General features: G+C 45.0%; 25 protein-coding genes, 1 tRNA gene and 1 other RNA gene. 12 read left to right on the top strand and 15 right to left on the bottom strand.

The genetic code is table 11. From position 1 onward, the window contains the following. Window positions 1-2: 2 nt before the first annotated feature. From HYU97_04090 to HYU97_04040, 11 genes are all read right to left on the bottom strand, one after another. Window positions 3-1211: a tyrosine--tRNA ligase gene (locus HYU97_04090; GenBank protein MBI2335923.1), complete on the bottom strand. Its 1209-nt coding sequence runs from the start codon at window positions 1209-1211 to the stop codon at window positions 3-5. A gap of 31 nt (window positions 1212-1242) precedes the next feature. After that, window positions 1243-2028 carry a TIGR00282 family metallophosphoesterase gene (locus tag HYU97_04085; protein ID MBI2335922.1) on the bottom strand — a complete coding sequence of 262 codons (786 nt, stop codon included), beginning with the start codon at window positions 2026-2028 and terminating at the stop codon, window positions 1243-1245. A 256-nt stretch (window positions 2029-2284) separates the two neighbouring features. Further along, entirely contained in the window at window positions 2285-2638 is a 354-nt protein-coding gene (locus HYU97_04080; protein MBI2335921.1) for a type II toxin-antitoxin system PemK/MazF family toxin, read from the bottom strand. Then, window positions 2616-2834, bottom strand: a complete 219-nt coding sequence (locus HYU97_04075) for a hypothetical protein (GenBank protein ID MBI2335920.1) — start codon at window positions 2832-2834, stop codon at window positions 2616-2618. Before HYU97_04075 ends, HYU97_04080 begins: the two co-directional genes overlap by 23 nt. A 26-nt stretch (window positions 2835-2860) precedes the next feature. Further along, window positions 2861-3424 carry a 5-formyltetrahydrofolate cyclo-ligase gene (locus tag HYU97_04070; protein MBI2335919.1) on the bottom strand — a complete coding sequence of 188 codons (564 nt, stop codon included), beginning with the start codon at window positions 3422-3424 and terminating at the stop codon, window positions 2861-2863. 7 nt (window positions 3425-3431) lie between these two features. Then, a non-coding RNA gene (gene ssrS, locus HYU97_04065) (6S RNA) lies at window positions 3432-3644 on the bottom strand. Window positions 3645-3803: 159 nt separating this feature from the next. Beyond that, window positions 3804-4094, bottom strand: coding sequence for a cell division protein ZapA (locus HYU97_04060; GenBank protein ID MBI2335918.1), 291 nt, complete (start codon window positions 4092-4094; stop codon window positions 3804-3806). A gap of 223 nt (window positions 4095-4317) precedes the next feature. Further along, window positions 4318-5829: a glycosyltransferase gene (locus HYU97_04055; protein MBI2335917.1), complete on the bottom strand. Its 1512-nt coding sequence runs from the start codon at window positions 5827-5829 to the stop codon at window positions 4318-4320. Window positions 5830-5924: 95 nt separating this feature from the next. Next, window positions 5925-7937, bottom strand: a complete 2013-nt coding sequence (gene rnr / locus HYU97_04050; protein MBI2335916.1) for a ribonuclease R — start codon at window positions 7935-7937, stop codon at window positions 5925-5927. Continuing rightward, entirely contained in the window at window positions 7924-8496 is a 573-nt protein-coding gene (locus tag HYU97_04045) for a hypothetical protein (GenBank protein MBI2335915.1), read from the bottom strand. The genes rnr and HYU97_04045 overlap by 14 nt, the downstream gene beginning before the upstream one ends. Continuing rightward, a complete protein-coding gene (locus tag HYU97_04040) occupies window positions 8493-8927 on the bottom strand; it encodes a winged helix-turn-helix transcriptional regulator (GenBank protein MBI2335914.1) in 435 nt (144 codons plus the stop codon). Before HYU97_04040 ends, HYU97_04045 begins: the two co-directional genes overlap by 4 nt. Before the next feature lie 200 nt (window positions 8928-9127). Here HYU97_04040 and HYU97_04035 point away from each other — a divergent pair. The 3 genes from HYU97_04035 to HYU97_04025 all read left to right on the top strand — a co-directional run bounded on the left by HYU97_04035 (window position 9128) and on the right by HYU97_04025 (window position 9867). Beyond that, window positions 9128-9210: transfer RNA gene (locus HYU97_04035), tRNA-Leu, on the top strand. A gap of 89 nt (window positions 9211-9299) precedes the next feature. After that, window positions 9300-9533: a hypothetical protein gene (locus tag HYU97_04030; protein ID MBI2335913.1), complete on the top strand. Its 234-nt coding sequence runs from the start codon at window positions 9300-9302 to the stop codon at window positions 9531-9533. Continuing rightward, entirely contained in the window at window positions 9499-9867 is a 369-nt protein-coding gene (locus tag HYU97_04025) for a type II toxin-antitoxin system PemK/MazF family toxin (GenBank protein MBI2335912.1), read from the top strand. Before HYU97_04030 ends, HYU97_04025 begins: the two co-directional genes overlap by 35 nt. Here HYU97_04025 and HYU97_04020 read toward each other — a convergent pair whose 3' ends face one another. Beyond that, window positions 9868-10251 carry a hypothetical protein gene (locus HYU97_04020; protein ID MBI2335911.1) on the bottom strand — a complete coding sequence of 128 codons (384 nt, stop codon included), beginning with the start codon at window positions 10249-10251 and terminating at the stop codon, window positions 9868-9870. A 188-nt stretch (window positions 10252-10439) separates the two neighbouring features. Between HYU97_04020 and HYU97_04015 the strand changes: the two genes are divergently transcribed. Further along, the gene (locus tag HYU97_04015) at window positions 10440-12170 is read left to right on the top strand and encodes a PQQ-binding-like beta-propeller repeat protein (GenBank protein MBI2335910.1); all 1731 of its coding nucleotides are present in this window, start codon (window positions 10440-10442) and stop codon (window positions 12168-12170) included. 20 nt (window positions 12171-12190) lie between these two features. Continuing rightward, window positions 12191-14845, top strand: a complete 2655-nt coding sequence (gene aceE, locus HYU97_04010) for a pyruvate dehydrogenase (acetyl-transferring), homodimeric type (GenBank protein ID MBI2335909.1) — start codon at window positions 12191-12193, stop codon at window positions 14843-14845. Window positions 14846-15040: 195 nt separating this feature from the next. Here the strand turns inward: aceE and HYU97_04005 are convergent, their stop codons facing one another. Continuing rightward, window positions 15041-15706 carry a YIP1 family protein gene (locus tag HYU97_04005; protein ID MBI2335908.1) on the bottom strand — a complete coding sequence of 222 codons (666 nt, stop codon included), beginning with the start codon at window positions 15704-15706 and terminating at the stop codon, window positions 15041-15043. Between the two features lie 23 nt (window positions 15707-15729). Between HYU97_04005 and HYU97_04000 the strand changes: the two genes are divergently transcribed. From HYU97_04000 to HYU97_03975, 6 genes are read left to right on the top strand one after another with little or no spacing between them, the layout of a single operon-like run. Continuing rightward, on the top strand, window positions 15730-16743 hold the full coding sequence (locus HYU97_04000) for a 50S ribosomal protein L11 methyltransferase (protein MBI2335907.1): 1014 nt from the start codon (window positions 15730-15732) through the stop codon (window positions 16741-16743). A 10-nt stretch (window positions 16744-16753) separates the two neighbouring features. Beyond that, window positions 16754-17476: a 16S rRNA (uracil(1498)-N(3))-methyltransferase gene (locus HYU97_03995; GenBank protein ID MBI2335906.1), complete on the top strand. Its 723-nt coding sequence runs from the start codon at window positions 16754-16756 to the stop codon at window positions 17474-17476. After that, window positions 17463-18245 (top strand): hypothetical protein, encoded by a 783-nt coding sequence (locus HYU97_03990; protein MBI2335905.1) that lies wholly within the window; start codon window positions 17463-17465, stop codon window positions 18243-18245. The genes HYU97_03995 and HYU97_03990 overlap by 14 nt, the downstream gene beginning before the upstream one ends. Continuing rightward, window positions 18206-19765, top strand: a complete 1560-nt coding sequence (locus tag HYU97_03985; protein MBI2335904.1) for an RDD family protein — start codon at window positions 18206-18208, stop codon at window positions 19763-19765. Before HYU97_03990 ends, HYU97_03985 begins: the two co-directional genes overlap by 40 nt. A gap of 8 nt (window positions 19766-19773) precedes the next feature. Continuing rightward, window positions 19774-20790 (top strand): hypothetical protein, encoded by a 1017-nt coding sequence (locus HYU97_03980; protein ID MBI2335903.1) that lies wholly within the window; start codon window positions 19774-19776, stop codon window positions 20788-20790. A 10-nt stretch (window positions 20791-20800) separates the two neighbouring features. Continuing rightward, window positions 20801-21457, top strand: coding sequence for a 4'-phosphopantetheinyl transferase superfamily protein (locus tag HYU97_03975; protein ID MBI2335902.1), 657 nt, complete (start codon window positions 20801-20803; stop codon window positions 21455-21457). On the opposite strand, the gene HYU97_03970 is transcribed toward HYU97_03975, so the two are convergent. Continuing rightward, the gene (locus tag HYU97_03970) at window positions 21387-24596 is read right to left on the bottom strand and encodes an efflux RND transporter permease subunit (GenBank protein MBI2335901.1); all 3210 of its coding nucleotides are present in this window, start codon (window positions 24594-24596) and stop codon (window positions 21387-21389) included. The two genes, HYU97_03975 and HYU97_03970, sit on opposite strands and share 71 nt — an antisense overlap. Window positions 24597-24610: 14 nt before the next feature. Then, window positions 24611-25852, bottom strand: a complete 1242-nt coding sequence (locus tag HYU97_03965) for a TolC family protein (protein MBI2335900.1) — start codon at window positions 25850-25852, stop codon at window positions 24611-24613. A 515-nt stretch (window positions 25853-26367) separates the two neighbouring features. On the opposite strand from HYU97_03965, the gene HYU97_03960 reads away from it, so the two are divergent. Beyond that, window positions 26368-26787: a septal ring lytic transglycosylase RlpA family protein gene (locus tag HYU97_03960; protein ID MBI2335899.1), complete on the top strand. Its 420-nt coding sequence runs from the start codon at window positions 26368-26370 to the stop codon at window positions 26785-26787. Window positions 26788-26992: the final 205 nt, after the last annotated feature.

Genomic DNA, 26992 nt, shown 5'->3' with positions numbered 1-26992 from the left:
GATCAGGCCCAGAACACGCGAACCTCTACCCTCTTCTTGTTCATCTTACCCCGAAGCAAGGCCCCCTGCCCGCTATTGATGACCTTCCACAGAGGGTCTTTGATGATCTGATCATTCATTGAAATCGACCCGCCCTTTATTTTTGCCTTGGCTTCATTGCCGGTTTCGGCAAAACCAGCCTCTTTAACTAATTTATAAAGTGGTAACTCAAGAGTACCCAAACTTAAATGGATGTCGGGCAAGGTTTCATATTCTTGCTCACTAAAAGAACGAATAAAATTTTCTTTAGCCTTTTCGGCATGAAACTCCGAATGAAATCTTGTCACAATTTCTTTAGCTAAATCGATTTTGGCATCGCGAGGATTCAAACTATTCGACTGACAAGCGCTTTTGATCTCGCTGATGGCTTGTAAACTGCGCGCGCTTAGCAATTCATAATATTTCCACATCAAATCATCAGAGATCGACATGAGTTTGTTAAACATCACCTCCGGGGCTTCGGTAATGCCAACATAATTATTATAAGACTTACTCATCTTTTGGCCACCTGAAAGGCCTTCTAAAAGCGGCATCATTAAAACTACCTGCGCTTCTATACCTTCTTCTTTTTGTAAATGCCGACCCATGAGCAAATTAAATTTTTGATCAAGACCCCCCAGCTCAATATCGGCGCGTAAAATCACCGAATCATAACCTTGCAACAAGGGGTAGATAAATTCATGGATAGAAATGGGGACATTGGCGTGGTAACGGTTTTCAAAATCGTTACGTTCTAACATTCTAGCTACCGTATATTTAGAAGCAAGCTTGATAGTATCTCTTAAATCTAAATTTTCGAGCCACTGGGAATTATAAACCACCTTGGTTTTTTGAGGATCTAAAATTTTGAACACTTGTTGCTTATAAGTAGCGGCATTGTTTTCTATGTCTTCAGTCGATAGTGGGGGCCTAGTTTCATTGCGACCACTGGGATCGCCAATCGAAGCCGTAAAGTCTCCAATCAAAAATAAAACTTCGTGGCCCAGGTCTTGAAACTGTCTTAACTTTTGTAAAAGCACGGTATGGCCTAAATGAAGATCGGCTGCGGTGGGATCAAAACCAACTTTGATGCGCAAGGGACAGTCTTTTTTTAATTTCTTGATGAGTTCGGCCTCGCCGATGATCTCAACGGCCCCTCGTTTAATAATCTCAATTTGCTCTTTAAGTTGCATGAGCTGGCTTCACTCCATTTGCAATGACATACTAAACTTCTACTTTTTCAAAAATACGCTGGATCTTATTCGCTTTACCACTAGACTCGTCAATGTCAATCATCACCCCAGAAAAACGCACATCTTGAGTTGCAGGTTCAAATTTAACTGGGACACCTTCGGTAAAGCGACGAATCGCCAATTCTTTCTTGATACCAATCACCGAATCATAGGGCCCGGTCATCCCCGCATCGGTAAGATAAGCTGTACCTTTCGGCAAAACTTCTTCATCGGCGGTGGGCACATGGGTATGAGTGCCAATCACAGCCGCTACCTTACCATCTAAATACCAACCCAGGGCACGCTTTTCACTCGTGGCCTCGCCGTGCACATCCACAAAGATTATTTCAGCTTGGCCTTGTAAGTTTGCTAAAATTTTATCGATTTCTTCAAAGGGAGAAGAACTTTGTTCCATAAATAACTTACATAATAAACTCACCACTGCGATTTTAACCCCGGCATAGACTTCACGAATCACATAACCACGGCCCGGAGTTTTTTTGGGAAAATTAGCGGGGCGAAGCAAACGAGGCTCTTGCTCAATATGAGTAATAATATCTTTTTGTTTAAAAGAATGGTTACCCCCGGTGATCACATCAACGCCGCAAGTTAAGAGAAATTGGCAATCTTTTCGGCTAATCCCAACACCACCTGAAGCGTTCTCGCCATTAACGATTACAAAATCTACTTTATGATTTTGGCGATAATAAGGAACCTGTTTAGCGATCGCCTTTCTGCCCACTTCACCAAACACATCACCACTAAATAAAATTCGCACCGTTCAACTCCTAAAGTTCATGGGACTAACAGAAGCCTAGAGGGAAGGCAAGGAGCTCTGCGGATATGAGGTAATGCCTCAGTTTTGGTAGTGAGAGTGCTTAGATTGTTTCGTCAGCCGCGCTCCAGCGCATGTGCCTTAGGACAGGGCCCGCAGTGTGGCTCCTCTGTCATTGCGAACCCAGTAGGGTGAAGCAATCCCTTCTGTCTAACTGGTGAGATTGCCACGCCCGTTGGGCTCGCAATGACAGACAGAGCTACAATTGAAAAAAGTTTTTTAAAATTCGCCGCACCGGCTTTTTGTCGGTTTCAGTCAAACTGCCTAATTTCTTAAAAATTAACTTTTCTTCAAGAGTAACCAATTTGGCCAACCTTAATTTAGAAGGATGAAGTAGCCCCGCCGCCTGCCATTGACGAATTTCATAATCACCTTCTAATTTTATTCCTTCAAGTTGACTTGTGATCATAGCGATGATGATGAGACGTGGCAAACTAGGCACTGAAAAAGAACGTAAAATCAAGGCAGGCCGTTTTTTAGCACTCGATAAATCTGTAAAAGGAAACCCAACGAGAGCAATTTCCCCCGGCTTATAAGTGGTCGTAGTCGGCATCTTGAGGATTATCCCACTGAGCAAAGGTGGCTTGAGCTGCTTTTAATAGCATTTCATTTTCAAGTTTATGGGAAAAATAGCTACGCACCGCATCTTCAACAATCTGTCGAATGGTTTTATTTTCTTGAGCAGCTTCCCACTTAAGGATGGATAACAATTTTGAATCTTTAAGATCAACGGTAATGCGAGTTTGCATAAAAGCATAAAAACATATTATAGCCTTTATGTCAATGACTTTTCAGAGAGAATAAAATCCATTTTAACATCATGAGGAGCAAGCTCGAGCTCACTTGTCAGCTGTACAGCAAAGGCTAACCCTACTTTTAAAGCTTTAGTTTGTGAGAGCAGCCGATCATAATAACCTTTGCCAAAACCCAAGCGATGCCCTCGATGATCGAAGGCAAGCCCTGGCACAAAAAAAACTTCAATCAAGTCTGGAGATACTTGCAAAGCAGAATCCCCTAAGGGTTCTAGAATACCGTAAGAACCCGGCATGAGTTCTTTTAAATCTTTCACCAAAAATAACCCCACTTCAGTTTTATTTAATACCTTGGGATAATAAATACTCTTAGCCTGCTGCATAAGGGCATTGAAGAGTGGATCGGTTTGAACTTCAGAGGAAGTTGCCGCGTAAAGAGCAATGTGTTTTGCCTGCTGAACTTGAGAAAGTTGCAAGCAGCGCTTACAAATGGTTTGGGATTTTTGCTGGATTTGTTCTGGGGTTAAGGAATCGCGGGATTTTTTAAAAAATTCACGGGCCTTAGGTTTATTAGAAATGAAGCTCATAAAAAATTTTTTCCCCACCTCAGCCGTGAGGGGTCCGATTCGAACTCCACCCAAAAAGGTGGGCTCCCTATTTTCACTTTAGGCTTCCTACAATCAAAGTTGATCAGCCATAAGGCCTGACCCACCTTGGTAGGCTTGCACACCATGAAAAGGCAGGGCTCCCGTTCTATCAGTCAAGTTCAGAATGCTATGCACCCTTACACGAACCGAGCAGGGAAAAAATTCTTTATGGGACCTCTAAAAACGACCCATCTGCAGAGCCTGTCCTGAGCACAAGCGAAGGATCTCGCCGTAGGCGAGCCTTGCATCTGGGCCCTTTTTAGAGGTCCCAAAAAATCCAAGTCGTTAAAGTTGCCATTTATTCAAAGAACAGCAATTTTTACTGTAGCTGTAGGTGGTTATCGATCAACTGCACAAGGTCTTTCAGTTTAGCTTCCATGTGTGCCGTTGACTCACCCTTCTTCTTTCTCATTTTAAAGTAATCATCGGCAATATTCAAGGCTACTAAAATGCTTACGTTTAGGCTGGAAACACTTTTGGTTTTTTGTTGAATATTAAAAATTTTTTCATTAACGAAATCGGCCACTTTTCTCACGTAGCGTTCGTCAGAATCGGTTTGTAATAAAAATTTTTGATTTAAAATTTTAACTTCGTATGCTTTCTTGTTCATGAAATTCAATCCTCAAAGACCAATATATTGTTGGGACGAATTTTGGTCAAGGAAGAATTAATAAAAATTGTAACTGGTCAGCGAACGGATGGTCGGCTGTCATCCCCGCGAAGGCGGGGATCCAGAAATACTGAAAAAAGACTGGATTCCTGCCGGAGTTTACCCTCGACCTGATCGGGGGCAGGAATGACACAACGCTTTGTTTCACCCGTTCACTGACCGGTTAATAAAAATTCTTTTGGCTACGCAGAACTGGGAAAAAAGCGGTAACCGCTTTAGATTGAAAAAGCGAAAGCAAGGCAAGATAAAGATAACCTGTTAAAAACAAAAGCAAAAATGGAATCGAGACATAAAGTGCATGGGTCGCTGCATAGTAAATCGCAAACAAGAAATAACCTGCCAACACAAACTCAAACACGGTAACCAAACTGACTTTCTTTTTATATTTCTTATCTTTCCAATCATCACCCTTTTTCAAAATTGCATATTTGGGGGTACGCACAAATTCAGATTCTTTTTGAAAAAGCGCTTCTAATACGGCTTTGGCATTATTGACTGATAAACCAATCCCCAACGCCAAATTAAAGGGAATATATTTGAGGCGTTGAGTCCAATCAGAATAAATAGCCCGTTGTGAACAGCAATAAAAGAAGGTTACTGAAAAAGTCGCTGACATGAAAAAAGGCAAATCAATAAAGATGGTCTCCACCCAACCCACATCATAGCGAACTGCTAAAGATATGGGCATTAAGATCGATAATACAACCATCAATAGATAAGCCAAGTTGTTGGTGAGATGAAACAAGGCTTCACTTTTCACTCGTAGTGGTAAAGGTGCACGTAAAATTTTGGGAACCAACTTGATGGCTGTTTGAATAGAACCCTTGGCCCAACGATGTTGCTGGGATTTGAAAGCATTAATTTCTACTGGCAATTCGGCAGGGGCAATGACATCGGGCACAAAGATAAATTGCCAACCTTTCATTTGGGCACGGTAGGAAAGATCGAGATCTTCTGTAAGAGTATCGTGCTCCCACCCCCCTGCTTCGATGATACATTCTTTGCGCCAAACCCCGGCCGTACCATTAAAATTAAAAAATCGCCCAGAACGATTGCGCGCTGTATGTTCAATCACAAAATGCCCATCCAGGAAAATACTCTGGGCTTGAGTAAGCAAACTATACTCCCGATTAATATGACCCCAACGGGCTTGTACCATCCCAACTTTTGGGTGAGTTTCAAAATAGGGAATTAATTTTTCTAAAAAATCAACTTGGGGCAGAAAGTCAGCATCGAACACCGCAATCAATTCACCCTTTGCAACTTTCATCCCGGCAGCTAAAGCCCCGGCTTTAAACCCACGCCGATCTTTGCGATGGAGGTGCACAATATCATACCCTTGCGTCTGCAACCTCTCCACCACGCCCGCCACAATATTAACCGTATCATCGGTGGAATCATCGAGCACCTGAATCTCTAATTTATCGGCCGGATAAGACAACTCACATATTGATTCAATCAGGCGACCGGCTACATATCGTTCGTTAAAAATAGGCAACTGAATGGTAAGAAAAGGAACATTCTTGAGGTCGGTAAATTTTTTTAAATTTTTAGGGTAATTATCGCGGTGACGGTAAAATAAATAAGAAAGATAATAGCGATGCAACCCATAAACGGCCAGAATAACCAGAACCGAAAAATAAACCGACAAAATAAGGATTTGAAATAGCTCCATAAGACTGCATGGCCTATCGTAGATTCTAGAAATAAGTTGTGGGGGTTATATTGAATTTAAGAAGGCCTGTCAAGGGAAGCATACTGCTTATAAAATCACTGATTTTCAATACTTAATGACAATCGTACCTGCCGCTCTGGAATAGACACTTCTTTGACCATCACCGTCATGGGGTCCCCGATTTTGAAGATTCTTTTATGTTTTGACCCAACCATACGATGATGGGTGGCGTCGTATTCATAATAATCATCTTCTAAATCTTCGACGTGCAGTAGACCCTCTACAAAAAAATCGTCGAGTTCTACAAATAATCCAAAGCGGGCCACCCGAGCAATGTGCCCGGTATAAATGTTACCTACCTTATCGTGCATAAACAACGCCACTTGGAGGGCCTGCACTTCCCATTCCGACTCCATGGCATTGCGTTCTCGTTTAGAACAATGGGTTGCCATTTCGTGGAGTTTATTTTTACCATAGAGAACCCGCCGTTTTTTGCCTGGTTTTTTAAGAAACTCAGAAAGAATACGATGAATCAACAAATCGGGATAGCGCCGAATAGGGCTGGTAAAGTGCGTATAACAAGACGAAGCCAAACCAAAGTGACCGACGTTTTCTTCGGAATAAACGGCTTGCTTCATGGTGCGAAGCATCACATGATTGATGAGTCTTTCTTCAGGTCGCCCTTGAATAATCTCGGTTACACGGGAAAAATCTTTGGGCTTGGCCCCGGCCTTCAAGTTATAACCCACTCCTAAATTATGAAGCAATTCGCTCAAAACATAAACTTTCTCAGGGTCAGGTTCTTCATGAATACGATACACAAAAGGCAGTTGATGACTTTGAGCATATTGGGCCACGGTTTCATTGGCGAGAATCATGAACTCTTCGATCATCATGTGGGCAAAATTGCGGCTCGTGCGCACAATGTCGAGAGTCTCGTTTTCTTCGCCTAACACAAATTGGGGTTCGGGCAGGTCAAAATCGATACTACCCCTTTTTTTACGAACACTTCGCAAGAGTTTGGCTAATTCTACGGCCTCTTGCAGCATGGGCACCACGTGATGGAAGCTCGCCTGCGCTTCGTGATCATTCATCACAATGGCCTGATTAACCCACGTGTAGGTGAGCCTTGCTTGACTACGAATCACACTTTTATAAATCTTTTTACTCAACACTTCGCCATGTTGGGAAAGAGTCATTTCTGCTGTAAAGGTAAGGCGATCTTCTTTAGGCACCAAACTACACAGGTCGTTACTCAACTCCTCGGGTAACATGGGAATACAAAAATGAGGGAAGTAAGCGCTCGTGCCACGTTGATAGGCCTCTCGATCAAGGGCTGTACCGGTTTGCACATAATGACAGACATCGGCAATGCTTACCCAAATACGAAAATGCTCACCTTCACGTCGCACACAAACGGCGTCGTCGAAATCACGGGCGCTTTCGCCATCGATCGTAACAATAGGTAGATTTCGCAAATCGACTCTGGCGTCATCGATCTCAACCCCGACTCGTTCTAAATCTTTGGCCTCGGTTTTGGCGTCTTGGGTAAATTCAACCGCTAATCCAAATTTGGCAATAATCGATTCGATCTCAACTGCTTTTTCACCCGCTCCCCCCAACACCCTCACAATCATACCCTTAGGATGGGCCCCATACTCGGTTAGTTTAGCCAACACCACATGGCCATCTTTGGCCCGACCTTGAGCCGATTTAGGAATCAGCACCAATAATTCTTTGCCGGGTAGGCGCGCCTCAACATAAGCATGGTCACCATAAACCCGAAATTCGCCCACCACATTTTCAGAACCTCTCTTGAGGATGGCCTGCACTTCACCTTCTAAGCGATTACTACGATCTTTAAAAACCTTAACTCTCACCCGATCGAGGTGCATCGCACCTTGCAAGCGATGAGGCGGAATAAAGACGTCAGGAGATTTGGGATCATCCGGGATCACAAAACCATAGCCATCCCGGTGCATGGTGATTTCACCTTCCAGCATGCCAGCCGGCTTACGATCACCATGGGCACGGCGCTGTTGAAAAGAACGTTTATTATTACGATGGGATTTAGCACCACCGTGGGAAGATGTTTTATTTTTTTTCATCAATGACTTTTCTCAATAACACACTACAGCCTTCAGATTTAGCAAAATCTTTTAGATAGTCTAAATCAATGTAACGTTGGTTTTTGATCCATATTAATTTTGCTTGGTCGAGAGAAGGCCGATCTTTCCAAACAAGTGCCGCTATAAGCCGATCCATAATAATATCTTCTACTCGGAGGATTCGGATTTCATGATTATTCATCTTTAATGTAACAAAAGAATTAATAAATCTCCCACCTATTTCAACAGGAGCTGGTGGAAATTCAACCACAAATGGTAATTTTGGATGTTCAAAATGACGATAACTGGAGCTCCTAACAAAACCCAATCCTTTCATTGTTTTTTCTACAATTTCTTTCGTATCGAAATAGAGAACCATATCTAGATCTTTAGTAACGTATTCAGCATCTGTGTAATATTGAACAGTAGCTCCTCCTACCACCGAAGCAAGGACTCCCTGCTTTTGAAAATGAGAGGAAATCATAGCGGCTAGTTCAATCGGCTGAATAGGATTCGGAAGTTTTGCAATACGTTCTAATTCATCTTGAATATTTTTCATATGAGACTCTTTTTCTTCAGCAAAATTTCTTCATCCCATGCCCTTGGTTTTGTTCGTTTAGAAGTTAAGCCTGGAATAAGAGAAGGGGGAATAGGGATTTTGCGATATTCCGAGCGAAGTTTTTTCCAATCAAGAGTTTTTACGGTTTCTAATTTAATCGACTCGTGTTGTTTAAATCTCACAAACATATCGACGATCGATGGTTTTAAGGGAAATTTTTGATTCACTCGAAATACCCTTTGGTTACCTTGACTTGAAGAAAACAAAAACCCCCACCCTTCAAGGTTCACCAGTTCTCGATGAACGGTTTGAGGGCTTAAACTTAAGTTCCTAGCGAGTTCCCGCACGTAAACCTTAGCCTCAGGATTTTCAACAAAATAGGCCAAAACACTTCGCCTAACTTTAGAAGGAATGAGAAAACTTAAGTCCATAAATTATGTGTAATATTTTTTATGATAATTGTCAATACTTTTATGTCAATTGGCTTTCTACCCTTAAACTTGCAAGACATCTCTTGCTCGGCTATAAATTTTCGATGATAGCCTTTCAGAAATCGGCTACTATAATAAATGAAAGCGTCCACCTTAGGCGGACAACGCAGGGCTAGCCGATTTATGGAAGGCGGTGGAAAGCGAGAGTGGCGGAATGGTATACGCGCTAGACTCAGAATCTAGTGTTCGAAAGGACGTAGGGGTTCAAGTCCCCTCTCTCGCACATTGTTGCCTTTATGGTCACCCAAAAATAGTCCCTTGATTTATCTCTTAAATTAGCACATGATTATGTATCTAAATTAGGCATATTATATGGCACTTAAACTTAAAATTCGCCCCGAGTTGGAAAAAGAGATGGAAATACTTGTTTCCAAGGCTAAAGTACGTTCAAAAACGGAGTATATCAACCGTGCTATCGAAGAGTATAATCGGAAATTAAAACGTGAAATCGAGCTTGCTAAGTTGCAAGTCTACTTTCAATCCTATCAAAAAGAAGGCCAAAAGGTGTTGAGTGAATTCTCGCGACTCCGAAAAAATATTGATTGAACAGGGACGTTGCTACCTTGCTGACATGAACCCCCCACGCAAATCAAAACCTGGAAAACACCGACCTGTGGTGGTTATTCAATCATCGGACACCCTTCGCATGGGAAGCCCTGGGGTTGTTATTGTGCCTTTAACCACTCGGCTGGATGATGCAAACATCTTAAGAACTCGACTTTCCCCTTCTGAAAAACTTAAGATTGAAAAACCATCTGATGTACTTTTAGACCAAATACACACCCTAGACCGTAGCTTGCTGCTGCGGGATTTGGGCCCACTCAACCCTACTGATTTTGAGAAAGTTGAAAGAGGGGTTCGATTTTTGCTTAGTTTCTAATTACTCTGTGGTTGTATCAACGCAAGTCGTATTGATGGCACCGTTAAAGCAGCTTACCTGACCATCTTCGCAGTTTGAAGTAGAGGCAAAGCCTGAAACGCCATCATCGTCTTCGATGATTCCGTCGCTGCACGACACGGTGAGTGAATCGCTGGTGCTGGCACAGGTTATGGTGGCGCTTCCCGAAGAATGCCCGGCACAACCTACGTCTACTCTATCAGAAGTGCTGGCCTCGCTAATATCTGGAGAATCGGAACTGGAACAGGCCACGCTTAAATCACCACTTTCGACTTCATTGCACCCGCTGCCAGAGCCTCCACCCCCACAATCCCCACCTATGAAAAGCACCAATATCGATAAAAATACGATGGCTACGAGTTGCATAATCTCCCCTTTTTTTGAATTTAAGCCACAACGATATTTGTTAATTGTATCTATTATCTCAAATCTCTACCAGCCTTTTTTTGAGCAGGGCTTTGCGAATAGAGGCCATGCTTTGTACGTAAAAAACTTGCTTCCCAATCAAGCCTAGTAGCATTATGATTCGGGTTTAACCCTTAAGGAAAAAAATCATGAAAAGAAAACCATTAAGTCTCTTTTTGTTTTTTATAATTTCCTGCTTAGGGCTGTGGCATAGCGTTGAAGCCAAGAGCCCTATCCTTTGGAATAAAGAATTTTCAGGCACCCTGCTCCACTTTGAACTGCTTCGAAATAATGGGGCCCTCCATGTTGTGACCCGCGATGGAAAAAAGAAGCCCGAAGGTGTTAAAAAAGAAGATTGGCCAGAACGCCGCTATTTACTAGACTCGGGTGGCAAGGTTATTTGGGAAGGCAATGGAAAAGCCACCGCACTGCTCGCTGACGAACCTAATTTTGTGATTTTATCTGCAAGCGAAGGTGGCATTACCTTGGAGGGCATCCATCCCTCCAGAGGCTCACGCTGGAGATATCCTCTCTCAGGCGGGCTCCCCATCTCAACCTTCAGTAGTCCCTCTACCAACACCCTCTACCTTGCAGTCCTGCCCTACGAATGGATGACCGACATGCAGAGCCCTTACGCCGCCCGTTTAATTTCGCTCAATATGCTAACCGGAAATCAAAATTGGTCTCGCGAGCTAGGAACCTTGCAAGGTAATCTGGCAAATTTTGGTGGTGACATAGAACTTCAAAATGAAACCCTATGGTGGATCGGGGGGAGGAATGCCATGGCCCTTGACGCTGCAACAGGCAATCCCCTCTGGCAAGCCCCGCTTCCTGAAGATTTTGAAGCAGGCAAGGATCATCGGACTTTTAAGGCTGGGGGCGCCTTTGCCTCGAACGGACATTGGGTGTGGGCCTTTGCAAAGGCACAAGGGCTTTTGTGGCAAACGGAACTCCCTAAAGGCAGCGAACTCCAAACGATGGCTTCAACTTCAGCTGGGCTCGCCTTGGTTAGCAATAATAAAGGCAAGGTTTACGTTCAACTTCTAGATCCCGCTCAGGGAAAGGTAATATGGGAAAAATCTTTTAAAGAGAAAAAAAATAAATTTGGCACCTGGCAAAGGGGAGTGGGAGTTTTTGACGATCGAATTGTTTTAACCGCTGATGGGAAAATCATCGGCCTAAGGCTTTCTTCGGGCGAAGTTTTATATGAGCAAAGCGGAAAAAAATCGCAGGCCTTTCAATTAACCGAATCTCTCATCCCCAGAAGAGACCATGTTGTGATGGTAGGATATGAAGGGGCTTATGCTTTTTCAAAAGATTCGGGCCAACCCCTTTGGCAACAAACCGGGTTTATTGATCCTATTCTAGAACAAAGAAAAATCAGACAAGCAACTTTGCAATTGGCCTTTAGCTTTGCCTATTCAAGCACCGCACCAGGGGCCTCCAAGGCATGGAGTGATTATCGTTCAGGGGCTAGTTCTTATTCAAGTGCAGCCATGACAGCAACCCTGGCACAATACCAACATAACGCTCAGATGTCGCAACGGGCACAGCAGGCAGCCAATTCATGGTCACAAACCTTAAAAAGATTGGAAAGTGATCTTAATCTTATCAACCGTCGTTTAGAAAACAGATACGCTAGTTTTTATCGACATCATGGTTTTAGGCTCGTTTTTATCAAGTCTCCTGAAGATGCCGATGCAGTCCTGGTTGATTTAGACTCAGGGCAAGTGGTCACAGAAATAGATATCCAAAAATCATCCTCTGCCTGTGTTTCACAAGTTCTCATTGACCCTGTAAACCGAAAGGTTTATCAAGCTTTTCGCCAAATGGCGCTGCTGTGCGACGATGAGCATAAATTAAACGCCTACCAATATTGAGAAAGATTGACTTAAAGACTATGAGCCTCCCTGACAACGACCCTTTAGAAACAAAAGATTGGTTAGACTCCCTCGATGCTGTTTTAAAATCCGAAGGAAAAGAACGGGCCCATTTTATTTTAACTAAACTCATGGAGCATGCCCATCACCAGGGCATTGACAGCCAACGTTTCAACACCCCTTACATCAATACCATCCCTAAAGCAGCCGAACCCAAATATCCGGGTGATTCTTATTTAGAATGGCGGATCCGTAGCCTAGCGCGGTGGAACGCCATGGCACTGGTGGTACGCGCTAACAACCATTTTGAGGGCATTGGCGGCCACATCTCAACTTATGCCAGTGCTGCTACCTTATTAGAAGTAGGCTTTAACCATCTCTTCAAAGGAAAATCGGGCTTTAGCATGGGTGATCAAATTTATTTTCAAGGGCATGCCTCGCCCGGCATTTATGCACGCGCTTTTTTGGAAGGCAGAATTTCACAAACTCAAATGGAAAATTTTCGTCGCGAGTTAGCCCAAGGTGGGGGCTTGTCTTCTTATCCTCATCCTTGGCTCATGAAAGATTTTTGGGAATTCCCCACGGTGTCGATGGGGCTCGCGGGAATTAATGCCATTTATCAGGCCAGGTTCAATCGCTATTTAGAGCACCGTGGGCTCATCAAGCCCAATCAAAATCATGTGTGGGCCTTTTTAGGGGATGGTGAAACCGATGAACCGGAATGCTTAGGTTCACTCACCGTGGCGAGTCGCGAACATTTGAACAATCTTATTTTTGTGGTGAATTGTAATTTGCAACGCCTCGATGGCCCGGTGCGAGGCAATGGTAAAATTATTCAAGAACTAGAGGCCATCTTTCGTGGCGCAGGTTGGAATGTGATTAAAGTTATTTGGGGCAATGATTGGGATCCACTCTTAGCTAACGACCCACAAGGGTTGCTCGTGGAACGCATGAATGAAACGGTTGATGGTTGGTATCAAAAATATTCTGTAGAACCGGGCAGCTTTACCCGCCAACATTTTTTTGGCAAACACCCAGAACTTCTCAAACTGGTCGAGCATTTAAGTGATGATCAAATTCAAAAATTGCGCCGCGGCGGGCACGACCCTGAAAAAGTTTATGCAGCTTATCAACGAGCGATGGCCAGCACCGATCGGCCCACGGTTATTTTAGCCAAGACCGTTAAAGGTTATGGCTTAGGTGAATCGGGCGAAGGCCGCAATGTCACCCACCAACAAAAAAAATTAAATTTTGAAGAATTAAAAAAATTTCGCGATCGCTATCAGATCCCTATCACCGATAAAGATTTGGCCGATGCGCCCTTTTATCGCCCGGCTGAAGATAGCCCTGAGATTCAATATCTTTTAGACCATCGCCGCCATTTAGGTGGCTTCGTACCTCGCCGCATGGTGCGTAACCCACCCATGGATTTACCCGAGATCAAAACCTTTGAAAGTTTTTTAAAAGGTTCTGAAGGCAGGGCGGTGTCTACCACCATGGCGTTTGTGGGCATTCTCGCAACCTTACTAAAAGACAAAGTAGTAAAAGAATATATCGTGCCCATTATTCCCGACGAAGCACGCACCTTTGGGATGGAATCATTTTTTAAGGCCCATGGGATTTATTCCTCGTTGGGGCAGTTGTATGAACCCGTTGATTCGAACGCCCTCCTCTATTATCGCGAAACCAAAGATGGGCAACTTTTGGAAGAAGGCATCACCGAAGCCGGATCCATGGCCACTTTCACGGCTGCAGGCACCGCTTATGCCACCCATGGGGTCAATATGATCCCATTTTATATTTACTATTCCATGTTTGGATTTCAACGCACCGGCGATCAAATCTGGGCTTGTGCCGATCAACGCGCCAAAGGTTTTCTCGTCGGAGGCACCGCAGGTCGCACCACTTTACAGGGAGAGGGTTTGCAACATCAAGATGGGCACAGTCATGTTTTGGCCTGCAATATCCCTAATCTTAAGGCCTATGACCCAGCCTTTGCTTATGAAATTGCCATCATTATTCAAAACGGTTTGAAACGCATGTTTCAAAACCGAGAAAATATTTTTTATTATTTAACCGTCACCAACGAAAATTATCCCATGCCCCCCATGCCTGAGGGTTGCTTAGAAGGAATTTTGAAAGGCATTTATAAATTTCGCGGGCCCACTAAAGTTTTTGACTTAACGGTTCAATTGCTAGGCAGTGGAGCCATCTTGCGCGAATCCCTGCGCGCCCAAGAAATTTTGGAAAGTCAGTATCAAATCGGCGCCAACGTATGGAGTGTGACGAGTTATAAAGAATTGCGCGACGATGCCTACGACGTTGAACGTTGGAATCGCTTGCATCCCGAAGCAGCCCCTCAAACCGCTTATATTCAGCAGGTTTTTCAAAATGAATCTGGCCCGATTATTGCGTCTAGCGATTATGTGCGAACCCTGCCCTACCTCATTTCACCCTGGATGAAGCAACCCTATTGGGCCTTAGGCACCGATGGCTTTGGGCGAAGCGACACCCGAGAAAGTTTGCGCCGTCATTTTGAAATTGACGCCGAACACATTGTGGCAACAAGCCTTTATCTCTTATTCCAAGAAAATAAACTTTCAAAGGAACAACTCCACCAGGCCTTTGAAGATCTAAAAATCAATCCCGAAAAAATTAATCCGCGGATTGCATAAAATGGAAGATTCTTTTATTTACACAAAGTCTTTTCGAAGCCGGAAGAGGCTACTCGAAACCCCTTTGCTTGGGGTTGAGAGAGCCTCTGCCGGATTCGAAAAGACGTGACTCGATTTGCAGATGAATTGGAAGATTCTTCACCATCATGGGTCCCTGCCTTCGCAGGGATGACATGCCTCAGAATAATATAATATTCATATCCTTAAGGGTGGAGAACTCGTAGACGTCTGAAGATAGGCGATTAAAAATATAATCCCTGCAATTCCCATCACTAACAACGAACAACAAACCATAAGTGGAATGATAATCGCCAAAATAGCCTTGGGGTAAGTGGTGCCATGAATTTCTTTAATGCCAATAATCATCAACACCAGTTGCCAAACAAAGGCAATCACCGCGCCAATCACAGGGACAACAAGAAACAAACTAGGGCCTTGGCTGTAACAAATGGCGCGAAAAGTCGCCTCCATATCTTTTTTATTACCCCCCACGATCATGAGGCAAACGTGATAAATAAATGTGAAGAGAAATAAATTGACCACCGCACCCAGCGGAGCAAACACAATGATGATCGCAGCAATGATAATGCTCACACCGGTTTGCATCAAAACCTCGGTGGAACTAGCACCAAAAAAGGTGAACAACATGGCACCTAAACTATCGAACAAAATACTGTATAGGTATTGAAAGAAGGTACCAATTGTTTGACAGGTAACCCCAAAAAGTAGAGGATGCCAAAATCCGGGCTTGGGCCAAGGGGCCTGAAAAAACCGCGCCGGTGCGCCCAAGATGTCAAAAAAAGTTTTAAAAAAAGCCGGGACCAGCCCTAAGTTCCCCCGCTCTTCCCAATAGTTTTGCATAGAGAGATATTATGAAAGTCTCAATGAAGAAGGTCAAGCAAATCAAAAATTACTCGGCCTTGTACCTTACCACCTCAAAATTGCTTGCAGAAATTCTACCCGGCTTAATGCAAACCTTAGGTGCAACCCACTCTTTGCAACGCGAGCGCAAAAATCTCATCGAATGGGAATTTAATGTGCCGAAAAGTCGATGGAGGAGTCAGGTTAAACGCTGGCCAAAAGAAGTGTGCGCGCAAATTAAAAAAGTCACTTTTAGAACTCTTAAAAATGAAAATTGGAATGAAAAATTTCAACGGTCGCTTAAGCCTTTTATGATTACCTCGGATATTCAGGTACGGGCACATAACGATCAATTGAGCAAGCCGGTGCAGCCTTTGCATTGGCTGATGCCTCTCGCGGCGACCTTCATGGCATCAGCGGGCATGGAAGCCTTCCGCGTTCCCGCCTGCGGCGGGCCGCGGCTTTCCATGCCTGCTGATGCGCATGAAGGGCCCGCCGCTTCGGCAAGGCCAACGCAAAGGCTGCACCGGCTTGCTCAATTGATCGTCCCCTATGGTCTGGCTTTTGGAACGGGGGAACATGCTACGACGCAACTTTGTGCCCAACTTTTAAGAATTGTTTTAAAAGATCAACCTGGTCGTTCTCTTTTAGACGTCGGTTGTGGCACGGGTATCCTGGCCTTGGTGGGGTGGCATTATGGAGCCAAACCGATTGTGGCCCTTGATAATGACCCTGAGGCGCTTCAAGTGGCGCGAGAAACGCTTGGCCTTAATAGGGCTCGCCGGGCAATTATGTTGAAAAAAGATTTAACCGAGGTGAGTCAAAAATTTGATGTGATTGTAGCCAATATCCTCTTGAACCCTTTGATTGAATTAAAGCCCCTCCTCCTTCAACGTTTAACTAAAAAAGGGATCTTAATTTTAAGCGGCATTACTTATTCGCAACGCCATGAACTTGAACGAGCCTATTCGGATTTTAAATTAACGAAAGTTCTTAATAAAAAAGGATGGACAGCCCTAGCTTTACTAAGCCATTAATCGTAGTGTTATGCCATTATTTTTTGTCGAAACTAACCTCTCTTCCAATCAGATTGTCGAGCTCAATGCAGCTCAATCTCATCATGTCTTAAAAGTATTACGTCACCGGCGGGGAGATTTATTGGATGTGGTAGGTGCAACACCACAAATCTATCAGGCTCGTCTTCTTGCTGATAAAAAAAAGGCCCAATTGCAAATTTTACAACCCTGCCCTCGTTCGCTAATGAATATCCATCCTATCACGGTGGCCACGAGCATTCTGCCTACCAACACCTTGAAATGGTTGGTTGAAAAGTTAACCGAGCTAGGTTGCGAAAATCTTTATCTCATGAATTTAAAATTTTCAGGGATGGCGTGGAAAAAAACTGAAGCCGAGCGCAAAATAAACCAACTAAAAAAATCTTGCGAAGAAACCCTTAAACAATGTGAGCGCTTTAAAAGTTTAAATATCCATTTTTCTTCTAGCCTCGAAACTTGCGTGAACTTAAGCCTACCTTATAATCGGCTTTTTCTTTGGGAAAGCTCAAAGCCTGATACAAGTTTTCCTGAACTCAATTTAAAAAATCCCACCTGGGTGTTTATTGGCCCACCCGGAGGCTGGCACGAACAAGAAGTGGCCTTATTACAAAAACAGGGCTTCCCCTCCCATTGGGCAGGGCCGGGCCTCATGCGAGTAGAAACGGCTGCCCTTTATGCCATGAGTTTATTAAAATTAAAATATGAACAACACTGAGGGAACCTATCAACCCATCATTATCGCCCATCGGGGCTACAAAGCTAAAGCCCCCGAAAACACGCTACCGGCTTTTCACTTAGCGGTACAATCTAAAGCCAAGGGAGTTGAATTTGATGTTTGGCGCTGTGGCTCAGGTGAAATTGTGGTTTGCCACGATCGAGACGTTTCACTTCATAGTAATGGCACCGGCTTTATCACCCACCTACCTTTAAAAAAATTAAGGGAATTTAATTTTGCCTATCACCAACCAAAATGGGCGTCAAAAGAGACTTTACCCACTTTAGAAGAAGTTCTTGAGGTCGTTTCCCCCCTCGACTTTATTAATATTGAAGTTAAATCAGCCCATTTCCGAAGCTTTGGGATTGAACAGGGACTGGCTGCCATTTTACAAAATCATCCCTTGCGTTCTAAAATAACCATCAGCAGTTTTAACCCTATCATCTTGTCCCGATTAAAACGAAAACTACCTGAAATTAAAAGAGGTTTATTGTTACATCGGCGGCAGCTCCCTCTTTTAAGCCGAGGGTTTTTGACGTGGTGGCTTAAGGCCACCAGCCTCCATCCTCCTGACTACCTTTTAAGTAATACTTTAACTTTAAGCGGCCATCGCCATGGGCTCAAAATTTATCCCTATACAGTTAACAGTTTAGAATTCCTTAAAAAATGCGTAGAATTAAGGGTCGATGGGCTGATTACGGATGACCCCGATTGGGCGGAAGGAACCTTATGCCATTGGATTGGGACGATGACGACGAAGAAGATTTAACCGTTTTAGAGCTTCGTAAGCGCAAAAAAAGCACCGTACTGGTTCACGACGAAATCACCGTGCCTTTTGCAACCTTACCTAGCCAAGGCCCACCTCCATCCAAGCAAACCCCGGTTAAAACCCAATACCAACCCAGCCCTCCCCAAGCCCGGGCAGTGGCCACGGTGATTGATGGCTTAGTCATTTATCTCATCTACTGGTTTTGGATCTTTTGTTTAAGCTATGTTTTTTCGGTTTCATCTATTCGTGCCCTGCACGCAAATCCTACTGCCCGCTGGACCCACTATGGCCTAACGATGCTCATGGGGCTACTTTATTACCTCTTGATGGAAGGCGGTCTCCACACCACCCTAGGGAAGTATCTCTGCGGTTTAAAGGTGATGAGCCAAACCCCTTCGCCCCTATCTTGGAACCAACTCCTGCTGCGCAATCTCCTCCGCCCCCTCGACGCACTGCTGTTCCCCTTTGTACTCTACAACATGGAATCGTCTCGCTATTACGAACGCTGGGGCGACCGCCTTGCCAAAACCTTTGTGGCACAATCCGTCCAAACGCTACCTGCCCTTGTTGATTTAAAACACTGCACTGTAACCCCCACTTTTCTGCGTGCGGTAGGGCATGTTTTGGATTCTGGATTGATGCTGCTTTTGGCTTATGGTTATTATCTTCGCCTAAGCCCCAATCACCCTTTGCTCTCCTATGCCTTGTTGGTCAACTTCCCCTTCGTTTATTTAAGCTATTACATCGCTCTAGAATTTTTCATAGGCACAACCCCTGGCAAATGGATCCTTGGCCAAAAGGTGGTTAGCGAAAAAGGCACGGCCCTTAACCTTGAGACCAGCATCCTCCGCAATCTCTACCGACCCTTAGATTGTCTACTGGGGTGGATCGTCGTCCCCTTCAATAAAAACAAACAACGCTTAGGTGACTGGCTCGCCCACACTTTAGTGATTGGCGCACGGCGTGAGAAAAAAGCAGGTTTGGTGTGCCTGGCGGCTTGCTTCATGATCCTTTTAATTTTTACGTTGGGAATTCTTTACCCTAGTAACCATCCCAAACCACGAACCATCACCCCGCCGCTGCAGCGCTCTAATCTAAAAAATCCCACGGCTACCAAAACCCAACTTCCACCCACCACGCATCAAAGCTTGAAGTTTAGCGATTTTTATTTTGCCAGTGGCCCGGGCGTTGAGGCCATTCATGCCGATGGTAAATTTCGCTCTGGGGATCTGATTTACGCCTTTTTTAAAGTTGAGGGTTTTAATCATGTCGAAGGGCAAAATGTTCAATTGCGAGAACACCTCATGGTGTATGACCCTAGTGGAAAGTTAATGATCAGTAGCCCCGATCGCGTAGTGATTGATAAGCCCGTTGACCCCAATGTAAAATTTCATCTCTTTCCTAATAAAATCGATCTTCCTAAAACAGCCCCTAAGGGGAAATATCGGGCTGTGTTCATTATTCGCGATCTGTTAGCCAAAGGGCAATTAGCCTTTGAAAAGGAATTTGAGATTTACTAAGGAACCGCATGACACTGATTCAACGTTTTTATGAAATCGCCAAAATTCAGGCCGAAGCCAAGGCCTTGCGCTTTGCGGTCGACGGGCATCCACATGACCTCCCGTGGTGGTATTACAAAAGTAAGGTAAAACACTTTGCCTTGGGGTTGATTGATAAGGGGGCTCAAGATAACCAATATTTTTATTTATTGGGTCCGGCATGCCCAGAATGGGTGTTTGCCAACCTTGCCGCCCTTTCGTTGGGCCTACGTTTCATTGCACTACCGACGGACCGTGCTGATCTACTGCCGACTTTATTAAAAAAATACCCGCCTAGCTTTTGTTTTTTAAGCCATGAGGCTTACGTGCCCGTGGCTGATCACATTTTAAAAATTCACCATTTTAAACAAATGATCGTGTTAAACGAAGAGCTTAAAAATAAATTGCCCGCTAGCCTTACCTTTCGAGAAATTTTTAATTTGGGAATTTATCAGGAGCGCCAACACTTTAATGCCTTTAATGCCTCGCGCCGCAGCATCACCCCACAACACTTGGTAAGCCCGCTTCGTTTTTCATCGGAATATGAACTCATCGAACAACCTCTTTATCACGAAGAAATTAATCAAAAATCAGCCGAGCTTGTTAAACGACTTAAATTAGGGAAAAAAGAATCGCTGTTGTTTGATCAAGATCTAGCCATTACTGATTATTTAATTTTATCGATTTATTGGCCGATTTTAGCGGGTATTCAAACCATCTTTCTGAACCCAGCTTATGCTTATCAAGAAAATTTAAGATATTCTCGCCCTACGATGGTGTTTTTAAGAGGCAATCAAATTCGCCAAGTTTTCGCTGCCATGGAATCGCTCTTACCCAAAACCCCAGCCCATTATTTTCAACGTTGGTTAACCCGCCAGCGCTTCAAAACTCAATTAGGCAGGCGCATTCATACTTGTATTAGCCTGGAACCCCCCGATGAAGATATCCAGGGGATCTTTAACCTCGCTTCGATCCGCCATCTCATGCTGCCTTGGGCTCAAGATTAAAGGGCTCATCATGCTTCGATACCAAATTCAAAAAATCAAAGCGGCTCTATCGCCCGATGACTTGTCGCCTGAAGAACAAAAACTTTTTAAGTCCCTGCACCACAGCGAACGCAGCCAGCAATTTTTATGGGGCAGAAAATTCGTGAAAGAGCTTGTGCTGCAGCAGTATCCGCAATTTAATTTACCCGAACTTGCTATTTATGGAACCAAACCTAATGAGAAACCGCGTTGTTATTATCAAGGGAAACTTTTGACTGATATCGATGTGAATGTGAGCCACAAAGCCCCCTGGGTTTTTGCAGCTATGAGCACTACAGGTAAGATTGGCGTTGACATAGAATCGATTTATACCAAGGCATTAAAACCTTCGCTCATTAAATTTTTATGCGTACCCGAAGAATTAGATCTACTGAAAAATGAAAACCCGCAAGAAATATTCACCCATTTATGGACCATCAAAGAGGCCTGTCTTAAAGCCCTTGGCCTAGGGCTCGCTCAACATACCCAAAAATTAAAAGTAAATTTTATGAAGAAACAAGCTGTTTACTTAAATCAAACTCTCTATTGGCAAACGGCGGTTTATGAAGGGCATTACTTTACCTTGGCGGGGACCGAACCTCTCTTTCCTCAAGCAGGGCCTTCAAAAGCAAGCCTTGTTTATCTTTAACCGGCGCTTGTTTTAATAAGTTTTTTGAGCCTTCAAACATCAAATAAACCAATGGCAGAACGATCAGCGTTAATAACGTGGAAGAAAAAACACCACCAATGACGACCGTTGCCAGTGGACGTTGGACTTCGGCTCCAAGCCCCGTGGAAAACATCATCGGCAAGAATCCGAAGATCTCGACCAAGGCCGTCATGAGCACAGGCCTCAAGCGCATCAAGCAACCTTGAAAAACAAGGGTGACCCCGGAATGCCCGGTTTCTTGGCGAAGCAGATTGATATAGCTGATCAGCACTACTCCATTTAAAATGGCAATTCCGGAGAGAGCGATGAAACCAACACCAGCGGAAATGCTGAATGGCAAACCAGTGATCAGCAGCATGATGATGCCCCCCACCATTGCCAAGGGAACCCCGCTAAAAATTAATAAAGTTTGAAAAAGATTCCGGAAGACAACATAAATCATCACCAGCACCAGAAGAAGAATCAACGGCATCAGGATAAAAAGCCTTGCTTTTGCATTTTCTAAATTTTTGAAATTTCCACCCCATTCAAAGTAAGAGCCAGCCTGAAGAGGAATCTCTTTTTCCAAGATGGCCCTTGCCGCTTTCACAAAACTTTCTGTGTCGATTCCCCTCGGATTGATCAGGATAGCAGCCCGCCGTTTGGTATTTTCACGGATGATGAGCCCAAAACTGTCGGTAAGACTCACATCAGCAACTTCAGAGAGGCGCACATTCAAATAGGGACCGATCGAAACGGGGAGATTTTTAATCTGCTCGATATCAGAACGTTCCTGTTCGTTGATGCGAATCACAATGGGAAAGCGTCTCACCCCCTCATAAAGGGTGCCCGCTTCTAAACCGCCAATTGCCGTAGAAACCGTGTCAAGAACGGCTTGAACAGGAAGCCCCATTTTTTCTAGCAAGGCGTGGTTTGGGGTTATCTTTAAAAGTTTTGATTTTTCAGAAACCTCGGCCTCCACATCCCCGGCCCCTGGGATTGCTTTCAAAATCGTCTCGGCCTTTTCAGATTGTTCGAGCAATTGGTCCAGATCATCACTGAAGATTTTCACCGACACGTCCGCACGCGTCCCTTCCAAGAGTTCGTTAAACCGCATCTGGATCGGCTGGGTAAGAATCGGTTCCTGGTCTGGAATCTCTTTCTTTAGTTTTTCGGCAATGACTGCGGCCAGTTCGTCCTTGCTGCGTCTATGGCCTTCTATTTTTGGCCACTCTTTTTTTGGTTTGAGCATCACAAACGTATCTGTCAGATAAATTCCCATCGGATCGGTGGCTGCTTCGGCAGTTCCGGTCCTAGAGAAAACTTTAGCCACCTCGGGAAAATCCATGATGATTTTTTCTGATTGCTCTTGCATACGAACCGCTTCACTCATGTTAATGTTGACGTCTCGCTGGAGCATTACAACGATCGATCCTTCATCAAGCTGGGGAACAAACTCAGCGCCCAAACGGGTAAAAAGGGCAAGCCCTACAATCAAGACGATTCCGACCCCTGACAAAACGTACTTGCGGTGCCTCAGGCTCCAATAAAGAAGACTGTGATAACCTTGGCGCGTCACCCGCATGAGCCAGGGTTCTTTTTCCGCAACCTTCCCGCCCATGAAAAGAGACGCAAGTGCCGGGACGGCGGTAAAAGAAAATATCAAGGCCCCCAGGAGGGCGAAGCAGAATGAGGCAATCATCGGCTTGAACATTTTTCCTTCAATACCAGTCAACGCAAAGACGGGCAGAAGGACCGTAACAATGATCAACTGTCCAAAACCGGCCGCCTTTCGCGTTTCGATGGTGGCATCGACCACCGTTTCCTGGAGTTCTTCGCCTGTTAGGGGACGGGCGATTTTTTTGATTCTTTCGTGGGCAAGCCGAACGCAATTGTCCATCACGATAACGGCCCCATCCACGATAATGCCAAAATCGAGGGCCCCCAGGCTCATCAGGTTTCCGGATAAGCCACGGGCCTTCATGAGGAGGAAGGTAAAAAGGAGGGCAAACGGAATCGTGATCGCTGTGATGACGGCAGCCCGAAAGTTTCCCAGAAGCAACAGAAGAACAATGATAACCAGGATCGCACCCGTGAAAAGGTTGTGGATCACCGTATTCAAAGTAGCATCCACCACCTCCGCCCGGTTATAGAGAGGTTCAATCTTGATTCCCGGCGGGAGATTTTTTTTGATTTCATCGAGACGCTCGGCCACCCTTTTGGCCACTGCCCGACTGTTTTCGCCCGTGAGAAGAAAAACAGTTCCCAGAATCGCCTCCTTGCTGCTAACCAGCGCAGATCCGACTCGTAAACCACTATCCACCATAACCGTAGCGATATCGCCAATGGTAACGACGCGCAGATTTTCCATCGTCTTGACAGGAACTTTTCGGATCTCATCGGCTGAAGAGAAAAGCCCCACAGCCTGAACCAGAAAGAGATCCTTGCCCTGCTCAATATATCCCCCTCCCACATTCTTATTGCTGGCCTCGAGCGCGGCATGCAAATCCTCGAAACTCAAACCCAAATCCTTCATAGCCTTGATGTGGGGCTGGATGTGATATTGTTTCTCGTAACCACCCGTAGTATCAACCCCAGCAACCCCTTGTACCGTCATCAATCGGGGGCGAATCATCCATTCCTGTATGGCCCGAAGCTCCATAAGTTGGGTTTTCTGTTCAGGGCCTGTGGCCGGCTGATCCGCTTCTACCGTGTACATAAAGATTTCACCAAGACCGGTGGAAATTGGCCCCAATTTCGGTTGAACACCTTTAGGCAACTCGCTTAAAACAACCGACAACCGCTCGGCGACCTGCTGACGGGCCCAATAGATATCCGTTCCGTCCGCAAAATTCACGGTCACCTGTGAGAGGCCAAATTTTGAAAGCGAGCGAATATGAGTCACGTTGGCAATACCGTTAACCGTCGCCTCAATGGGGTAAGTAATCGCCCGCTCGATTTCTTCGGGCACCAACCCTTCCACGATACTACTCACCGACACTTGAACATTGGTGATGTCCGGTACGGCATCAATAGCCAGGTTCTCAAAAGCAATCCATCCCGTCACTGCAACCAGAAAGGCAAGAAGAAGAACCATCCAACGGTTTTTGACCGAAAATCGAATCATCTTGTTAATCATAAAAAAACTCCCACCTAAATTTTTGAATCGAGGAATTTTCCGTCGATGATGTAGAGACGCCAGAGGGCATCAACACCGATCAATTCCTGCTCGTTGCGTGTTCGGGTGATGTCATACAATTGGTTGTGGATTTCGATGACCAGGGTACTGGGCACCAACCCTTTTTCAAAGTAGGCTTCGATGTTTTGATGCTCGACCGCCAAGCCGCTTATCGATCGACTGGAACGCAAGGCCTTGAGGGAGGCTTGGTACCGTTTCAATTGTAGAATTCTTTCCGACTCTGTTTTTCTGATAGTCAGTTCCAAATTGGTTTGGGCGCGAAACTGGTCTGCCTTGGCAAAGGCTTTTTCTCCGCGATTGAGGTTCAAGATGGGAAGTGGAATTGAAAAGTTAACACCGCCCAACCATCTCGTCCCGCCGTTATCCAGGGCTTCGGTATCGAAGCTGGGACCGATTTTTAAATCCGGCCAGGCTTTGGATTTCGCAAGGCCCAGGTTTTTATCCGCAATATTTTTTTCGGAATGCGCAAGTTCAAGGGTGGAATTAGACAACTTTTCCGTTTCCATTGCTGCGGGAAAATCGGGCCACTTGGTTTTGGGAGAAGGCAAGTGCCGCAGAATGGTTTGGGAAGAAACCACGGTTGCCACTTCGAGCCAAGCGATAAGACCCGCCTGTTCTTGCGTCAATGCAATCTTCTTGAGCTTATAATCCTCCCTGGCAAGGCTGAAGGAGGCTTGGGAAACTTCTTGTTCCGGTGTCAGTTTGGGGCGGGACTTGAGTGCGGAAAGGATTTTGCCGAAGGTCAAGATGGTTTCCTCAACCCGACCCAGCTCCGACCTCATCTGCCGGAGCCGATACAAGGCCAAAACAGTTTGAAGAGCCACTTCTTCTTTATTACGCTTCACCTCAATACCCGATTTTTCAGCAAGCACCTTGGCTTGGAGAATCCGAGATTTTCGCTTGCCTCCCAACTCCAGTGTATGCAGGAGAGAGGTTTCGGTGTTTAGATGAGTATCGTCAGCGCTTTGTCCTTCCAGAATACGGCTTTGTAGTTCAGGGTTGGGCCGCTGTTTGGCAATATCCACAAGTTTCTCATCGCGAAATTTTTCAGCCTGAGAATTGAGCACATCGGGATGTTGGTTCAGCGCACATCGCAAAATATCCTGAGCACTCAACACAAGACATTCTTCTTCCGCAAAGGATATCGATGCCTGAAAAATCATGATAAAGACGGCCAAAACGATGGATCGTCCCATATAAAGACCTTTCCAGTAAAATTTTGATGCAGAAAGACACCGACTCTACAAACAATGTTGTCTTGGGTCAGCGTTAAGAGAGAGATTAGTAAAAATCAGCCAATAGGAGGCCGATAAATTTGGGAAGAAATAGGATCTTGGTGGAAAGAATTGATCCACTCAACTAATCCGATCACTACGGGTGGAGCACTCAAGCAAACACCAGGGCTCGACAAAGGTGCCAGGTTATGAGAGAGGCAACATTGAAGGCAGCTATGCTGTTGGGCTGGTATCTGAGCATTTAGTTCATGATCGCAGCACCATTCAACCGACATGCAAGAAAACGCGATGAGAAGAATCATTGCGACTTTTGGTAGAGTTTTTTTCAGGAAAACCATTGTTCTTCACGATGGCACTAAAATAAATGGATTTCAAGAATTTACCACATCATTTGAAATAGAGTTTCAAAGTCATAAAAAGCCTCTTGTTAAAACTCGCTTTCTTAGAATAGAAACCGTCGGATGCAAATGAAACTCATGAAAAATGCTTATAGGTGCCTAGTCTGCTGTGGACTAGCCGTGACTTTAATCTCTTGTGCCACTTCACAACACAGCAAGGCTAAACTCAACCTATCGCCGGCTATAGAAAATGCGATGGAACTTGAACCGACCCAAGTGGGGCTAGCCTCTTGGTATGGGCCTGGCTTTCATGGCAAAAGAACGGCTTCTGGGAAGAGATTTAACAAACACGACCTCACGTGTGCACACCCTACTTTGCCCTTTGGCACCAGGCTAAAAGTCACCCACCAAAATAACGGGAAAACCGTGATGGTAGTAGTGAATGATCGTGGGCCCTTTGTTAAGCGAAGAATCGTTGACCTATCTTACGCCGCTGCCAAACAAATCGGAATGCTACGCTCTGGCACCGCACCCGTCTCGCTCCAAATCACCCAGTAGTAATGCTTCAGTCTTGCAGGGAGAGCGCTTGGGTTGTTGAGGAAGCCATCGCTGAAGCGGCGGGGCCCCCATGCGGGCTAGCCGGCATGGAAAGCCGAGGCCCGCCGCAGGCGGGAACGCGGAAGGCTTCCGTGCCGGCTAGCCCCATGAGAAGATATGGATGACCTCAGCACTTGCCACCGGGCGCTGGTTAGCCCAATAAGAG

The sequence above is a fragment of the Deltaproteobacteria bacterium genome (assembly GCA_016183235.1).
In the GTDB taxonomy this organism is placed as follows: domain Bacteria; phylum UBA10199; class UBA10199; order DSSB01; family JACPFA01; genus JACPFA01.
This window is presented reverse-complemented; position numbering and strand designations above follow the sequence as displayed.

Excerpts from the sequence above, each read along its gene's own strand:
- HYU97_04015 (MBI2335910.1), top strand. The coding sequence starts at position 10,440 with ATGAAAAGAAAACCATTAAGTCTCTTTTTGTTTTTTATAATTTCCTGC.
- HYU97_03985 (MBI2335904.1), top strand. The coding sequence starts at position 18,206 with ATGCCATTGGATTGGGACGATGACGACGAAGAAGATTTAACCGTTTTA.
- HYU97_04020 (MBI2335911.1), bottom strand. The coding sequence starts at position 10,251 with ATGCAACTCGTAGCCATCGTATTTTTATCGATATTGGTGCTTTTCATA.
- HYU97_03995 (MBI2335906.1), top strand. The coding sequence starts at position 16,754 with ATGCCATTATTTTTTGTCGAAACTAACCTCTCTTCCAATCAGATTGTC.
- HYU97_04070 (MBI2335919.1), bottom strand. The coding sequence starts at position 3,424 with ATGAGCTTCATTTCTAATAAACCTAAGGCCCGTGAATTTTTTAAAAAA.
- HYU97_04040 (MBI2335914.1), bottom strand. The coding sequence starts at position 8,927 with ATGGACTTAAGTTTTCTCATTCCTTCTAAAGTTAGGCGAAGTGTTTTG.
- HYU97_03975 (MBI2335902.1), top strand. The coding sequence starts at position 20,801 with ATGCTTCGATACCAAATTCAAAAAATCAAAGCGGCTCTATCGCCCGAT.
- HYU97_04000 (MBI2335907.1), top strand. The coding sequence starts at position 15,730 with ATGAAGAAGGTCAAGCAAATCAAAAATTACTCGGCCTTGTACCTTACC.
- HYU97_03980 (MBI2335903.1), top strand. The coding sequence starts at position 19,774 with ATGACACTGATTCAACGTTTTTATGAAATCGCCAAAATTCAGGCCGAA.
- HYU97_04045 (MBI2335915.1), bottom strand. The coding sequence starts at position 8,496 with ATGAAAAATATTCAAGATGAATTAGAACGTATTGCAAAACTTCCGAAT.
- aceE (MBI2335909.1), top strand. The coding sequence starts at position 12,191 with ATGAGCCTCCCTGACAACGACCCTTTAGAAACAAAAGATTGGTTAGAC.
- HYU97_03970 (MBI2335901.1), bottom strand. The coding sequence starts at position 24,596 with ATGATTAACAAGATGATTCGATTTTCGGTCAAAAACCGTTGGATGGTT.
- HYU97_03965 (MBI2335900.1), bottom strand. The coding sequence starts at position 25,852 with ATGGGACGATCCATCGTTTTGGCCGTCTTTATCATGATTTTTCAGGCA.
- HYU97_04090 (MBI2335923.1), bottom strand. The coding sequence starts at position 1,211 with ATGCAACTTAAAGAGCAAATTGAGATTATTAAACGAGGGGCCGTTGAG.
- HYU97_04055 (MBI2335917.1), bottom strand. The coding sequence starts at position 5,829 with ATGGAGCTATTTCAAATCCTTATTTTGTCGGTTTATTTTTCGGTTCTG.
- HYU97_04005 (MBI2335908.1), bottom strand. The coding sequence starts at position 15,706 with ATGCAAAACTATTGGGAAGAGCGGGGGAACTTAGGGCTGGTCCCGGCT.
- HYU97_04080 (MBI2335921.1), bottom strand. The coding sequence starts at position 2,638 with ATGCCGACTACGACCACTTATAAGCCGGGGGAAATTGCTCTCGTTGGG.
- HYU97_03990 (MBI2335905.1), top strand. The coding sequence starts at position 17,463 with ATGAACAACACTGAGGGAACCTATCAACCCATCATTATCGCCCATCGG.
- HYU97_03960 (MBI2335899.1), top strand. The coding sequence starts at position 26,368 with ATGAAAAATGCTTATAGGTGCCTAGTCTGCTGTGGACTAGCCGTGACT.
- rnr (MBI2335916.1), bottom strand. The coding sequence starts at position 7,937 with ATGAAAAAAAATAAAACATCTTCCCACGGTGGTGCTAAATCCCATCGT.
- HYU97_04060 (MBI2335918.1), bottom strand. The coding sequence starts at position 4,094 with ATGAACAAGAAAGCATACGAAGTTAAAATTTTAAATCAAAAATTTTTA.
- HYU97_04030 (MBI2335913.1), top strand. The coding sequence starts at position 9,300 with ATGGCACTTAAACTTAAAATTCGCCCCGAGTTGGAAAAAGAGATGGAA.
- HYU97_04075 (MBI2335920.1), bottom strand. The coding sequence starts at position 2,834 with ATGCAAACTCGCATTACCGTTGATCTTAAAGATTCAAAATTGTTATCC.